This is a genomic window from Pseudomonas sp. RIT-PI-a, assembly GCF_001187875.1.
GTDB classification, from domain to species: domain Bacteria; phylum Pseudomonadota; class Gammaproteobacteria; order Pseudomonadales; family Pseudomonadaceae; genus Aquipseudomonas; species Aquipseudomonas coleopterorum.
In genome coordinates this window covers 250,875-263,501 of the sequence record NZ_LGIR01000012.1, presented here as the reverse complement: position 1 = coordinate 263,501, position 12,627 = coordinate 250,875, and the positions used below count along the sequence as shown (strand labels likewise).

The following is a 12,627-nucleotide window of genomic DNA, read 5'->3' as shown; positions in this document are numbered from 1 at the left end:
TCTGTGTTGCAGATCCGGTTTCATCGGTGAATCGAAAACCGTCTTCGCGGGCAGAGACCCGCTCCCACAGTGATGCGGATGAGTTTCGTCCTGTGAGATCAGGGCGGGCGACGAGCCCTCTGCCCGCGAAGGGCCCGGCCTTTCCACCTGGGCAGGGCGTACTCACACCAATGTGGGAGCGGGTCTCTGCCGGCGAAACGGCCCGGCGTTTTCCACTTGGGCAGGGCGCACTCACACCAATGTGGGAGCGGGTCTCTGCCCGCGAAGGGGTCTGGCCTGCCTGCCACGTTCACTCAGACCCACACAGCATCCCAGAGCGGATAGTCGCCCAAACGCTCGACCAGCCCAACCCGCAGCGGATTGGCCACCACATACCGCGCAGCGGCCACGACGTTCTCTTCGCGCCGCAATGCGCGGTCATGGAAACTCGCCTGCCAGAGTGGTCCGGCGCGGCCAGTGTGCCGGTTGAAAGACCTCGCAGAACGAGATTTCACCTCGCGGATCACGTTCGCCAGCGAGCTGGAGTGCAACTCGATCAGCCAGTGCAAGTGGTCGGGCATCAGTACCCATGCCAGCGAAGTTACACGCCCACTGGCCTGTGCCCGCCGTAGTTCGGTGACGACGTGCCGACCCAATGACCAGTCGAGGAAAACAGGCTGGCGTGCGAGCACGACGGTGGTGAGAGGATACGGACGTCCAGGCTCGGAATATCGGCCAAGACGCAGGCTTTTCGAGGTGTAGTTCGGCATGCCGGGCTCTTTGATGAAAAGCAGCAATGTATAGGGTCAGTGATGCTCGGGAACGGGTTGATGATCACTGGATGTGTCGTGGCCGAGGACGCTTTCGCGGGCAGAGACCCGCTCCCACATGGGCCAGGGGCGATCCGGGCGGTATGGCTGTGGGAGGCAGGGTAATGACTACTGCATGTGTTGTGGCCGAGGGCGCTTTCGCGGGCAGAGACCCGCTCCCACATGGGCTGGGCGATGCATGGGGTTTGGCTGTGGGATGCAGGGTAATGACTACTGCATGTGTTGTGGCCGAGGGCGCTTTCGCGGGCAGAGACCCGCTCCCACATGGGTGCGGGGGAGTTTCATCCCTGTGGGAGCGGGTCTCTGCCCGCGAAGGGGCCTGGCCTGCTTAGCGCATTTCCACCGGACTACGCCAACGCCAGCTCCTCATCGTACGGGTTCTGGGCCTGGCGGCTCCAGAGGCGGAAGTACTGGCCCTGCTGGGCCAGCAGGTCGTCGTGGGAGCCGTCTTCGATGATGCGCCCGTCTTCGAACACCAGGATGCGGTCTAGGTGGGCAACCGTCGACAGCCGGTGGGCGACGACGATCACGGTCTTGTCCTGCATGATTTCGTCGAGCTTCTCCTGGATGAACCGTTCGGTGATCGAGTCCAGCGCCGAAGTCGCCTCGTCCATCACCAGAATGGGCGCGTTCTTGAGCAACACCCGGGCGATGGCGATGCGTTGGCGTTGGCCACCGGAAAGCTTCACGCCACGTTCACCCACCAGCGACTCGGCGCCCTGATCCATGCCGTCGATGAACGCGCTCGCACCGGCGCGATGGATGGCCTGGGCCAGTTCCTGGGGGCTGGCATCCAGGCGACCGTAGTTGATGTTTTCGGCGATGCTGCGGTGAAACAGGCCCGGTTCCTGAGGGATCAGGCCGATCTGCTGATGAAGTGAATGCTGGGTCACCCTGCGCACATCCTGGCCATCGATCAACACCTGCCCTTGATTGACGTCGTACAGACGCAACAGTAGGTTGAGCAGCGACGACTTGCCCGAGCCGGAAGTGCCGACCAGGCCAACCCGCTGTCCCGCCGGGATGGACAACTGCAGATGCTCGAACACCGGCTTCTGCGGCGAATAACCAAAGCTTACATCGCGAAACTCGATGGCCCCGCGCACCGCGGCGAGCGGCTGCGCGTCGGGCTCGTCCACCACTTCATGGGGGCGGATCAAGGTGCGCACGCCGTTGGCGATGTTGCCGGTGGCCTCGAAGAAATCCAGGAAGCGCCGCGACAGGTTGGCGACGTCGGTGATGATCAATAGCGACAGGCTGGTGGCCATCACGAAGGTCGCGATGTCGATGCTGCCCAGGCGCCAGAGGTACAGGGCGATCAGCAGCATGCCGACCTTGAGTGACATTCCGCAGATCGACTGGAACCAGCGGATTTTCTCCATGTAACCGAACGAGCGGCCGGCGGCCTTCAGCTCGCGGTCCAGGTAATCGCCCAGGTAGCGATGTTCAAACGAATGCCGGGCGAACAGGCGGATGTTGGTCAGGTTGGACACCGCATCCACCACCTTGCCGTTGCTGGTGCTGCGCGCCGCCGAGTATTGCTGGGACAGCGGGTGACTGCGCTTGGCCAGGAAATAGCAGACGGTGATGAACGCCACCGACCAGCCGAGCATGAACAGCGCCAGCCAGACCGACGCTGTGGCCAATACCGCCACGGCCAGGGTCAGGGTGACCAGCAGCGGAATCAGGTCGAACAGCAACAGCGCCAGCGCCTGGCCCACGCCCATGGAGACTTCGGAGATCTTGTGCGCCAGGGCACCGGCGAATTCGCTGCTGACGAAGCGATGGGAGTGGCGCTGCAGGTAGGCGTAGACCGCGTGGGTCACGGTGCGCCGTTGCAGTGGCAAGACGCGGATATGCGCGCCGGTGGCGCCGCGGGTACACAGCACTTCGAGCACCAGCAGGCCGGCGAACAGCAGCAGCGGCCGGCCCAGACTTTGCCAGTCCAGATTGGCCGCGCTGGCGGTGCTGACCACGCGGGTGATCTGCCCCAGCACCCAGGGCACCAGCACCGTGCAGGTCACTGCCACTACCTGCAACAGCAGGATCGCCAGGTACCAACCCCGGAAATGGCCGACGAAGAAACGGGCGAAGGCGAAAGGCGTCTCCGGCAGCGACTGAATGTTCCAGCTGCGCAGGGCGTGTTGACGTTCCTTGTACGAGGGTTTCAAACGGTAGTCTCCGAGTGTCAGCGGCGCGGGCCGCGGTTGGGGTGTTGCGTTTCTACTGATGCACCGCGTATACCGCCGACGCGGCTCGCGCCGCTGCTACAGAGGAACGCGTGGACCGTGCGTCCGGTTTGGCGAGCGGACCGTGTAGCAGCGGTGCGAGCCGCGTCCGGTGTGCCGAGCGGACCGTGCAGCAGCGGCGCAAGCCGCGTCCGGTGTGCCGAGCGGACCGTGTAGCAGCGGCGCGAGCCGCGTCCGTTGTTTCAAGCGGACCGTGTAGCAGCGGCGCGAGCCGCGTCCGGTGTGCCGAGCGGATCGTGTAGCAGCGGCGCAAGCCGCGTCCGGTGTGGCGCGCGGACCGTGGAGCAGCGGCGCGAGCCGCGCCCGTTGTTTCAAGCGGACCCTGTAGCAGCGGCGCAAGCCGCGTCCGGTGTGCCGAGCGGACCGTGGCGCAGCGGCGCAAGCCGCGTCCGGTGTTTCAGGCGGACCGTGTAGCAGCGGCGCGGGCCGCGTCCGGTGTGCCGAGCGGATCGTGTAGCAGCGGCGCAAGCCGCGTCCGGTGTGGCGAGCGGATCGTGTAGCAGCGGCGCAAGCCGCGTCCGGTGTGGCGAGCGGATCGTGTAGCGGCTCGGGTCAGATCGCCAGGGGTAGATAGGTGAGCGCACGCAGGGCGCCGGTCTGCAGGGTCGGTACGGCGCTGAGCAAGGCTTGGGTGTAAGGGTGTTGCGGGCGGTCGAGGACTTGTCGCACCGCGCCCGCCTCCACCACCTCGCCATCCTTCATCACCAGTACATGGTCACTGACGTGGTTGATCACCCCCAGGTCGTGGGAAATGAACAGGCACGCCAGCCCCAGCCGATTCTTGAGGTCGTCGAGCAATTCCAGAATCTGCGCCTGCACGGATACGTCCAGCGCCGACACCGGCTCGTCGCACACCAGAATCTGCGGTTCGGCCGCCAGCGCGCGGGCGATGGCGATGCGCTGGCGTTGGCCGCCGGACAACTCGATAGGTCGCCGATCGATTACCGCAGCGTCCATCTTCACCAGCGCCAGCAAGTGCTGGGCCCGGCTCTCCCACGTTGCACGGGGATGACCCGCCACCTGCAACGCTTCGAACAGCACCTTTTGCACCGTGTAGCGCGGATCGAACGAGCTCAGCGGATCCTGGAACACCACCTGAATGCTGTGCCGAGCCTTCGCCTGCTGGGCCTTGTCGAGATCGGACCAGCGCTGGCCGTTGATCCACACCTGACCGCTGTCGGGACGTTCCAGTCCCAGGATCATGCGCGTAAGGGTGGTCTTGCCCGACCCGGATTCGCCGACGATGCCCAAGGTCCGACCACGCTCCAGGCGCAGGGATACATCCGCGACCACCCTGCGCACCCGCCCGTCCGGACCTGGGAACGACTTGCTCAGGTGTTCGGCGCGAAGCAGAACTTCGCCGGTTTGGGGCACCTCGGCAATGGCCGCCGCGTCACCGTAAGCGCGGCGAAAGTGCACCGCGGTACCGGCTGCCAGCAGGCTCTGGGTATAGGGATGGCGAGGATCGCGCAGGATCTGGTCGACACTGCCCTGCTCCACGATCACCCCGTGCTGCATCACCGCAATGCGTGTGGCCAGGCGTGCGACCACTGCCAGGTCATGGCTGACAATGAGCATGGCCGTGTCTGCCCCGCGCAGCGATTCGAGCAGGCTCATGACTTGCGCCTGAACGGTGGCGTCCAGCGCCGTGGTGGGCTCGTCGGCGATCAGCAGGCGCGGGTTGCAGGCGATGGCCGAGGCGATCAAGGCACGCTGGCGCAAGCCACCCGACAACTGGCCCGGGTGCTGGCGCGCACGCAATTCCGGCTCGGGAACTCCGACCGAGCGCAACAGCTCGATGACCCGCGCATCGCGCTGCTGGCGCTTCAGGTCGGTGTGCAGGCGCAGCGGCTCGGCGATCTCCTGGCCGACCCGTCGCAACGGGTCCAGGGAACCCAACGCATCCTGCATGACGAAGCCCAACTGGGCGCCGCGCAGTTGCAGCCAGTCCTTCTCGCGCAGCGTGCGCAGATCCCGCCCGGCGAATGACAAGCGCTCGGCGCGGACCTGAGCGTGCGCCCCTGTCAGCCCGGCCAGGGTACGCGAGGTCACGCTCTTGCCCGAACCGGATTCGCCCACCAGCGCCAGGCATTCACCGGCGCGCAACTGAAAGCTGATGCCGCGGATCACCGGCTGCGCCTGGCCGGCGAAAGCGACGTGCAGATCCTGTACATCAAGCACCGGCAGCGCTGGCTGAACAATGGCATTCATAAGCGTTTTCCTTCGCTGCGACGCAGCAGTTCACGGCCGATGGCGGTGATCGAAATGACGGTGAAGGTGATCGCCAGCGCCGGCCAGGCGACCAGCCACCAGGCGTTGGCTAGGAAGTTGCGGCCGATGGCGAGCATGGTCCCCCACTCCGGCGCAGGCGGCGGCGCACCAAAACCGAGGAAGCTCAACGCAGCGCCTGCGGTGATGTTGCCGCCAATGCCGATGGTGGCCAGGATCAACACCGGCTTGATCGCATTGGGCAGCACGTGTCGCCCGATCACCGCGGCGCGCCCCAGGCCCAGGGTGGTCGCCGCTTCCACGTAACCTGCGCCACGCACCACCTGAGTTTGCGCGCGCACCAAGCGGGCGTAGCGCGGCACGCTGGCGATGCCGACGGCGATGATCAGGTTCAAGGTGCCCTGGCCGAAGAAGGTGATGATCACCAGCGCCAGCAGCAGATCGGGGAACGCCAGCAGCACGTCCACGCTGCGCATGACCGCCGCGTCCAGCCAGCGTGGACCCAAGCCTGCGACCACGCCCAGCAAGGTGCCCAGTGCCAGCCCCATGGCCGTGGCCGCCAGGCCCAGCAGCAGCGAAGGCCGCACGCCGTGGATCAGGCGGCTGAGTACATCGCGGCCATTCTCGTCGGTGCCCAGCCAGTGCAACGCATCGGGCGCGCGATACGCCTGGCGCGCCACGGCATCGAGCGGGTCGATCGACGTCAACAGGCTTGGGGCGATGGCCGCCACCACCAGCAGCAGCACGAAGGCGCCGGCCAGCACCAGGCCTGGGCGCAACCGGGTGCGGGCGCGCCGACGGCCGATGCCGGCGTCCAGTGTGCCCGCCGGGACCGGGCCCAGCATCGTGGGCGATGAACTGATTGCCATGGACGATTCTCCGTACGGCAAGCGCCGATCAAGGCGCCGGGTTGGGGGTCGCGCGATGGATCTCGGCGATCTTGTCCAGCAGGGTCGGGGTGAATTCGATGTCCAGTGCACTGAAGTTGTCCTGTAACTGCGCCTCGCTCGTTTGCCCGGTCAGCACGCTGCTGACGAATGGCTGCCGGGCGACGAAGCCCAGGGCCAGTTGCGCAGGCGTATAGCCGTAGTCTTTGGCCAACTGCACGTAGGCGGCGATGGCGCGGCTGGCCGATTCGCTGTCGTAGCGGTTAAAGGTGCGGTACACCGAGGTCAAACGCGAACCCTGCGGTCGCGCGCCGTTCAGGTATTTGCCGGTGAGGGTGCCGAACGCCAGTGGCGAATAGGCCAGCAACCCTACCCCTTCGCGATGGCTGAACTCCGACAGCCCGCCTTCGTACAACCGGTTCAACAGGCTGTAGGGGTTCTGCACACTGGCAATGCGCGGCAGCCCGCGTTGCTCGGCCTGTTGGAGAAAGCGCGCCACGCCCCAGGGCGTCTCGTTGGAGACACCGATGTGACGGATCTTGCCGGCCTTGACCAGTTCGCCGAGCACCTCCAGGGTTTCTTCGATGGCAACACTGCCGCTGTCGTCGACATAGGGGTATTCACGTTGACCGAAGATATTGGTGGTGCGATCGGGCCAATGCAGCTGGTAGAGGTCCAGGTAATCGGTCTGCAGGCGCTTGAGGCTGCCTTCCAGCGCGGCGGTGATGTTGGCACGGTCGTGGCGGGGCAAGCCGCCGCGGGGGTGGCCGCCGGGGCCCGGCGGGGGGGGGGGGCCGATGATCTTGCTGGCCAGCACGATGTCGGCACGACGCCCGCTGCGTTGCAGCCAGGTGCCGATGAAGCGCTCGGTGCTGCCCCAGGTATCGGCATGGGTCGGCGTGGGATACATCTCTGCGGTGTCGATCAGATTGACGCCGTGCGCCAGGGCCAGGTCCAGTTGCCGATGGGCGTCCTGTTCACTGTTCTGATGGCCCCAGGTCATGGTGCCCAGGCCGAGCAGGCTGACGTTGAGGTCGGTGTTGCCAAGGGTGCGATATTTCATGGTTCGAATCGGTCCGTTGCAGGCGGGAGAGGTTCAGGCGCTGTGTGCGTACTGGCTGGCCGGATACGGCAGGCCCAGGTGATCGCGCAGGGTGTGGCCGCTGTATTCGTGGCGGAACACGCCGCGCTGGCGCAGCAGCGGCACCACTTCATCGACGAAGATCTCGACGCCGGAGGGAAACATGTCCGGCATGATGTTGAAGCCGTCGGCGGCACCAGCCAGAAACCAGTGCTCCAGGGTGTCGGCGACCTGCTCCGGGGTGCCGACCAGCAGGCGATGGCCGACCAGAATGCGCCGCGACAGTTGGCGGATGCTGAGGTTTTCCCGACGCGCCAGGTTCAGCTGGGCTTCGAGAAACCCGTGCGAGCCGCGTTCGAACGAGGCCACCGGGCCGATCTTGTCCCAAGGCAATGGTGCGTCGGGGTCCAGCTCGGCCACGCTCAGGCCGACGCGCGCCGCCACCTGATACAGCAAGCCTTCTTCGCCGTGGAAATCGTTGAGCCGATCGAAGCGCGCGTGGGCTTCAGCCTCGGTACTGCCGATCACCGTCGACAGGCCCGGCATGATCTTCAGGTGCGCCGGATTGCGCCCCCACTGCCGGGCGCGGTGTTTCATTTCCTGATAGAAGCCCTGGCCGTCTTCCAGGGTGGTCTGGGTGGTGAAGATCGCATCGGCGTAGCGCGAGCCCAGCGCCTTGCCGCCTTCGGAGGAGCCGGCCTGCACCAGCACCGGTCGGCCCTGGGGCGAGCGCGGCAGGTTGAGCGGGCCCTTCACTGAAAAGTGCTCGCCGACGAAGTTGGGGGTGTGCACCTTGGCCGGGTCGGCGAAACGGCCGCTGACGGCATCACCGATGATCGCGTCGTCTTCCCAGCTGTCCCACAGCTTGAGGGTGATGTCGATGAATTCGTCGGCGCGGGCGTAGCGGTCCACGTGCAGCGGCGCGCCGGCCAGGCCGAAGTTCTGCGCAGCGGCATCGCCGGCGTTGGTCACCACGTTCCAGGCCGCCCGGCCGCCGCTGATGTGGTCCAGCGAAGAAAAGCGCCGCGCTAGGTTGAACGGATCGTTGTAGGTGCTGGACGCAGTGGCGATCACCCCGATGCGTTGCGTGGCCAGCGCCACGGCGGTCAGCAGTACCGTGGGCTCCAGGCGACCGGCCGGGTGCTGCGCCACGTCGCCGCCCAGCGCCGGACCGTCGGCGAGGAAGATCGCATCCAGCGTGCCGCGTTCGGAGATGCGCGCGATGTTGCAGTAATACTCGGCGTCCAGATAGGCATTGGCCGGCACCTCCTCCGCCCGCCAGGCGGCTGCGTGGGCGCCGAAGCCGAGGATGTTCATGCCGATGCTCATTTGCGGTTTGGGGCTCATGACGGTTCCTTGGAAACGGTTCAGACGGCGCTGGCTTCGTCGTGCAGCGCAGTGGCGGGTTCGGACTGGGCGGCGTCGTGCGCAGCCTGCGAGGCGCGCCAGGCGGCATTCGGGCTGATGCCGTTGAGGTAGTAGTTACCCAGCGCCCGCTCGCGGTAGATCGCCGGGTTGTGCGAGGCCAGCGTGCGCGCGTTGCGCCAGTGCCGGTCCAGGCGCCGCGACTGGCTGGTGGCCGAGGCACCGCCGACTTCGAACAACAGCGTGGTGGCCTCCAGCACCTGCTCCAGCACGATCTGCTGAGCCTGAAAGGCGCGCACTTCGGCCTCGGTGTAATGGGCTTCACTGGCCTGCCCGGCACGTTCGGCCTCGTAGACGTTCTGCACCCCCTGGGCGACCGCCAGCACCTGGGTCTGCGCGGCATAGGCCAGGCTCGACAGGCGACCGACGACGCGCTGTACGAGTGGATCTTCCTTGGGGCTGGACTGGCCCGGGACGCCAAAGGCGCGGGTCCGGCCCTGAACGAACTCGCTGGCATCGCGCAGCACCGCCCGGGCGATCCCGGCCAGGGTCGCCAGGTGAAACAGTTGATAGAACGCCGAAATGTAGGACTCGGGACGCTGCTCGCCGGCTGCATAGCGGCGCAACACGTACTCGGACGGCACCGGGACATTGTCGAAACGCGTGGTGCCGCTGCCAGACAGACGCTGGCCGAAGCCGTCCCAGTCGTCATCGCGGGTCACGCCGGGCGCGTTGGTCGGCACCGAGACGCTGACGAAGTCCTCACCGGTCAGCGCCGACACGGCGATCCAGTCGGCGTACAGGGTGCCGGTGCAGTAGAACTTCTTGCCGTCCAGACGCCAGCGCTGCTCACCTTCAGCCGTCAGCGTCACGCTCTGCTTGCTGGTGTCGGTACGCTCGGCCATGGCCGCGCCCCACAGATCACCGGCAACCACCTTGCCCAGCCAGTACGCCTGGGACTCGGCTTCGTCGCGGGACAGACGGCCTTCGACGAAGCCGAAATGCGCGCGCAGGATGTGCGGCAGGTTCGAGTCGGCCTCGGCCAGCTCGATCAGCAGCTCGAACAATTGCGGCAGGCTGGCGCCACCGCCGCCCTGCTCGCGAGGCACGCGCAGCGCCCCGAAGCCGGCCTCACGCAGCCAGTTCACCGCATCGAAGGCCAGCTCGCGCTGCTGCTCGCGGGCCAGCGCAGTGTCCTCGATGCGCGCGAAGATCTCGGCAAGGGGGGCCCGCGGGCGGGCGTGGGGGAACCCAGCGGAAAACCGCCGGTACGCTGTTCAACACTCATGATCATTCCTTGCGTCATCGGGCTGCCGAGCAGCCATGAAAATTCGGGGCATGCGGACTTCACTCGCGGGTCGGCCCAGTGGTTGATCAGGTCCACCACCAGGTTCACCGCCACATAGATCGCCGCCGCCAACAGGGTGATGCCCAAGACCATGGGCACGTCCTTGGCATTGGCGGCATCGAGCATCAGCCGGCCGATGCCTTGGCGGGAAAACAGCAACTCCACGATCACCGCCCCGCCCAGCAGGCTGGCGAACACGAAGCCGGCCAGGGTCACCAGTGGCACCAGCGCATGGCGCAGGGCGTGGCGCAGGCGCACGCCGGTTTCGGACATGCCCCGGGCGCGCGCCATGGCGATGAAGGGTTGGTCGAGGATGTCTTCCAGTTCCTGACGCAGCACCTGGGTCAGTACGGCGGCGAGTGGCAGGGCCAGGGCCAGGGTCGGCAGGATCAGCGACTGCCAACTGCCCGATCCGGAAGGCGGCAGTACATGCCAGTGAAAGGCGAACACCAGCAGCAACAGGATGCCGATGACGAACGAAGGCGCCGACGACAGCACCAGCTCGGTCCCCGACACCAGCGAGCGCACCCACGGGCTGCGCTTGGCCGTAGTGATCGCGCTGATGACCGACAGCAGCACGGCCACCAGCGCCGCGCAGATCGACAGCTGCACCGTGGCGCCGATCTGTGCGCCAATGGCCCGCGTGACCGGAATGCGCAGGCGATAGGACTCGCCCAGATCGCCCTGGACCAGGCGAGCGATGTAGTGGCCGTACTGCACGATCAGCGGCTGATCGAGGCCGTACTCGGCGCGCACCCGCACGATCATCTCCGGGGTCGGCATGGATTCCGGGCCGCCGAGAATGGCCAGTGCGGGGTCGCCACCGCTGAGGTTGATGGCCAGAAAGGTCAGGCTGGCCGCGCCCCACAGCACCCCGACACCGGCCAGCAGCCGCCAGAAAATCCTGATTGCGATACTGTTCATTCAGCCTCCGGTTGCAGCCACAGGCTGGGCAGGAAAACGGTGTTGTGGGAGGTGTCGAAGATCACCCCGGCAAGGCGTTTGGAATACGCCACCAGTACATGGCTCTCGAACGACGGCACTACCGGCACCAACTCGGCCAAACGCTGCTGTGCCTTGCTGTACAGCGGTTGCAACTGCGCCGGATCGTGACTGCGCCGTGCCGCGGCCAACAGTCGATCCAGCTCGGCATCGCGAAAGCGACCGGCGTTCTGGCCGATGCGTTTTTCCGAGGTAATGGAGTCGCTGTGGTAGAGGATGTACAGGCCGTCCGGTGTATTGGTGTGCCAGTACCCGCCGCCAATCATCTGGAAATCGCCGGCATAGCGGCGGTCGGTCGCCTGCGCCACCGGCAGCAGTTCGATGCGCAGCTGGAAACCGAGCTTTTTCAGGTCCGCCTGAATCGCCACCGCCACAGCGCTGGAGAAGCTCGGGCTCTCGGCGGCCAACAGCGTCGCTCCCAGCCGCTGCCCGTCGCGGGGGCGATACCCCGCGGGGTCGCGCGCGATCCAGCCCGCCTCGTCGAGGGCAGCGTTGGCCGCCTTGGGATCGTAGGCCAGCACGTCCTTGTAGGTCGGGTCGTAATAGCGCGTATTGGCGGCGAGGAAATCAGCCTTGGGCCGGAACTCGCCAAAACCGATGATCCAGGCCAGGCCCTCGCGGTCGATGCCCTTGGCCACCGCACGACGCACGCGCACATCGTCGAACGGCGCCTTTTCCACGTTGAAGGTCAGGCTGCGAAACGGATTGCCCTTGCGAATGCGGCTGCGCAGGGTCAGCGCCGTCGACTCGCGAATGCCCTTGGCATTCTGCGGCGGCGCATCCAGGGTCAGGTCGGACTGTCCGGCCTCCAGTGAGGTGAAGCGGATCATCGCCTCGGGCACGAAACTCAGCTCGATGCGGTCGAGGTAGGCTTCGCCCTGGTGGCGTGTGACTGGCGGGGACCAGTCATAGCCTTTGCGGCGCACGAACACCGCGCCCTGGTCGCGGGTGTAGCTGTGCAGCACGAACGGTCCGGAGCCGACTGGATGCTCGGCGATCGATTTCGGCGCTTCGAGAATCTGCTTCGGCGAAATCATCCCCAACCAGGACTGCGCGAGCACGTCGAGAAACGGCGAGTAGGGTTCGCGCAAGGTGGCCTCGAAGGTGTATTCGTCGAGCACACGCCCCTGCACATAGGGCGCGATGTAAGCCGCAGCCAGCGGTGATTTGGTGGCCGGATCGCGCATGTGCTCGAGGTTGATCTTCACTGCCTGGGCGTTGAAGGGCTCGCCATCGCTGAAGGTCACGCCCTCGCGCAGGTGGAAGGTGTAGGTAAGGCCGTCGTCCGACACCTCCCACGATTTGGCCAGCCAGGGCGAGACGTTGCCCTGCTCGTCCTGATAGACCAGGCAGTCGTAGAGCAACCGCCCCAGCCACTGCACGTTGCCATGGGAAATGGAATGCACATCGAAGGTGCCGGTGTCGGCCGCGGTGGTCACCCGCAGGGTGCCGCCGCGCTTGCCCGGCCCGGCTTCGTGGTAGTCGCTGGCGGGATAGCTGATCAGGTCGCCGTCGACGATGCCATCGGTGCTCGGCGCGCGCGTGACCGGCGTACTGGTGGCATCTGTGCGGGGTACATCGGTACTGGGCGAACAGGCCGACAGCGCTAGCAACGTGCAGACGAGCGCGGTCCTGAGAAACACGAGTGTCATGAGCG

At 66.2% G+C, this 12,627-nt stretch carries 9 protein-coding genes; all 9 read right to left on the bottom strand.

Features of this window, described 5'->3' with window-relative positions; genetic code table 11:
- Positions 1-293: 293 nt before the first annotated feature.
- Entirely contained in the window at positions 294-749 is a 456-nt protein-coding gene (locus AC788_RS07450) for an REP-associated tyrosine transposase (RefSeq protein ID WP_049860029.1), read from the bottom strand.
- 407 nt (positions 750-1,156) lie between these two features.
- A complete protein-coding gene (locus tag AC788_RS07445; RefSeq protein WP_236690491.1) occupies positions 1,157-2,980 on the bottom strand; it encodes an ABC transporter ATP-binding protein in 1,824 nt (607 codons plus the stop codon).
- 630 nt (positions 2,981-3,610) lie between these two features.
- Entirely contained in the window at positions 3,611-5,269 is a 1,659-nt protein-coding gene (locus AC788_RS07440; RefSeq protein WP_049860028.1) for a dipeptide ABC transporter ATP-binding protein, read from the bottom strand.
- A complete protein-coding gene (locus AC788_RS07435) occupies positions 5,266-6,132 on the bottom strand; it encodes an ABC transporter permease (RefSeq protein WP_049860214.1) in 867 nt (288 codons plus the stop codon). The genes AC788_RS07440 and AC788_RS07435 overlap by 4 nt, the downstream gene beginning before the upstream one ends.
- Before the next feature lie 52 nt (positions 6,133-6,184).
- Entirely contained in the window at positions 6,185-7,237 is a 1,053-nt protein-coding gene (locus AC788_RS07430) for an NADP(H)-dependent aldo-keto reductase (protein ID WP_049860027.1), read from the bottom strand.
- Positions 7,238-7,270: 33 nt separating this feature from the next.
- A complete protein-coding gene (locus AC788_RS07425) occupies positions 7,271-8,602 on the bottom strand; it encodes an LLM class flavin-dependent oxidoreductase (RefSeq protein ID WP_049860026.1) in 1,332 nt (443 codons plus the stop codon).
- A gap of 20 nt (positions 8,603-8,622) precedes the next feature.
- Complete coding sequence (locus tag AC788_RS07420; RefSeq protein WP_049860025.1) at positions 8,623-9,834, bottom strand: acyl-CoA dehydrogenase family protein; 1,212 nt, start codon at positions 9,832-9,834, stop codon at positions 8,623-8,625.
- Complete coding sequence (locus AC788_RS07415; RefSeq protein ID WP_082223608.1) at positions 9,765-10,892, bottom strand: ABC transporter permease; 1,128 nt, start codon at positions 10,890-10,892, stop codon at positions 9,765-9,767. Before AC788_RS07415 ends, AC788_RS07420 begins: the two co-directional genes overlap by 70 nt.
- Positions 10,889-12,622: an ABC transporter substrate-binding protein gene (locus tag AC788_RS07410; RefSeq protein ID WP_049860024.1), complete on the bottom strand. Its 1,734-nt coding sequence runs from the start codon at positions 12,620-12,622 to the stop codon at positions 10,889-10,891. The genes AC788_RS07415 and AC788_RS07410 overlap by 4 nt, the downstream gene beginning before the upstream one ends.
- Positions 12,623-12,627: the final 5 nt, after the last annotated feature.